Annotated in this window: 1 protein-coding gene and 1 pseudogene; one reads left to right on the forward strand and one right to left on the reverse strand. The window is 71.0% G+C overall.

The window, feature by feature from the left end:
• Positions 1–53: 53 nt before the first annotated feature.
• Entirely contained in the window at positions 54–500 is a 447-nt protein-coding gene (locus AB4Y86_RS17960) for a ubiquinol-cytochrome c reductase iron-sulfur subunit (protein WP_441403511.1), read from the reverse strand.
• A gap of 126 nt (positions 501–626) precedes the next feature.
• Here AB4Y86_RS17960 and AB4Y86_RS17965 point away from each other — a divergent pair.
• Positions 627–1,845: pseudogene (locus AB4Y86_RS17965) on the forward strand (S9 family peptidase); the annotation flags it as partial.

Raw genomic sequence — 1,845 nt, forward strand, 5'->3', positions numbered from 1 at the left:
CGCTTCCCTCAAGGAGGCGGCCGGCGCCTTTGTCGTGCGGGTACGACGGCGGATCAGGCAGTAACTGTGATCCACTCGCCGTCGACCGCCGCGGTGAGCCTGCCCAGGGGCGTCCGGGCCGGACCGTTGAGCACGCTGCCGTCGGATCCCTTGAACGAGGAACCGTGGCACGGGCAGGTGAAGTCCGCGCCGGACGGCGTCACCGGGCAGCCGGCGTGCGTGCAGGCGGCGTCATACGCCAGGACCGTCTTGTCGTCCGGCCGGAAGATGACCACCGCTTTGCCGTTGACCGTCCCGGTCGCGGTAGAGCCAACCTTCACGTCCGTGAGCTTGCCGACCCTGACCGCGGTGCCGGCCGGGACAGAGGGTCCGGCTGCGGCAGTCGAAGCCGGGGACTCGATCGGGGCAACGGAGCAGGCCGAGAGGCCCAGTGCGCCGCAACCCATGGCGCCGGCGCCGAGCAGGAGGGACCGTCGGGGCAGGGACTTTTCAGGGTTCATGCATCCATCATGCCAACCGTCCCTGATAGTCCGCTGCGACTCCGGAACGCGGCTTTTTCTGAAAGCAGTGTTTCACTCAGAGTGAACGGGGTGTGATCCGGCCCACTGGAGGTGTTGAATCGGGGGATGGCTTCCACCGACACGCAGACCCTGGGCGAACACCCCGACACCCCGTTCCACGATCTGGACCATTATCTGGCCATCCCGCGGGTGAGCGGGCTGGCGCTGAGCCCAGACGGCGGCCGGCTTGTCACCACCGTGGCCACGCTCAACGACAAGGGCACCGAGTACCGCACCGCGCTGTGGGAACTGGACCCCGAGGGGAAGAAGCAGGCCCGGCGGATCACCCGCAGTGCCAAGGGCGAAGCCGGGGCCGTGTTCGCGGCGGAAGGCAGCCTGTACTTCACCTCGGCGCGGCCGGACCCCGAAAGCCCGGATGCCGATCCGGTCAACGCGCTCTGGGTTCTACCGCCCGACGGCGGTGAGGCCCGCGTGGCGCTTTCCCGCGCCGGCGGCGTTGGCGGCCTGCTGGCCGCGAAGGACGCCGATGCCTTGTTCGTTTCGGCCTCCGTGCTCGCGGGCTCCACTGACGAGGACAACGACGAGGAACGCCGCAAGGCGCGCCAGGACAACAAAGTCGCCGCGATCCTGCACAGCGGCTACCCGGTGCGCTATTGGGACGCCGACCTGGGGCCCGCGCAGCCGCGGCTGTTCGCCGTCGAGCCCGGTGCTGAACCGGAACCGGGCMAGCCGGTGACCGTCGACGCCGTCCCGCCGGTCAGGCTGCGCAACCTGACCCCCGACGCCGGTAACGGGCTCCGCGAGGCCGAAACTGTCGTCAGCCCGGACGGAAAGACCCTATACAGCAGCTTCACCCGGCCCCTGGCGAACGCCGACTCCCGCACCGTGCTGGTGGCCGTCGACGTCGCCGCCGGCACCCGCCGGGTCCTGCTCGACACCGAGGGCATGAGCTATTTCCCCGGCCCGGTCAGCCCCGACGGCCGCACCCTCGCGGTGCTGAGCGAGTCCGATACGACGCCCGAGCAGGCGCCCCGGATCGGTCTGCATCTGCTGGATGTCTCGGCCGACGGCTCGGCCGCGCTGACGCCGCTCGCACCTGGCTGGGACCGCTGGCCGCGGCCCGCCGCCTGGCTGCCGGACGGATCGGCCCTGCTCGTGACAGCGGACGAGGACGGGGCGTCGCCGGTGTTCCGGGTTGGCGTGCCCGGCACTGCGGGCGCGGAGGCCGGTCCGGTCCGGCTGACCGCAGACTCGGCTGCGTACACCGACGTCGCCGTCGCCCCGGACGGCCGCAGCGCCTACGCGCTCCGCAGCTCCTATGAGT

This window comes from Arthrobacter sp. 2YAF22_2 (assembly GCF_052114645.1).
In the GTDB taxonomy this organism is placed as follows: domain Bacteria; phylum Actinomycetota; class Actinomycetes; order Actinomycetales; family Micrococcaceae; genus Arthrobacter.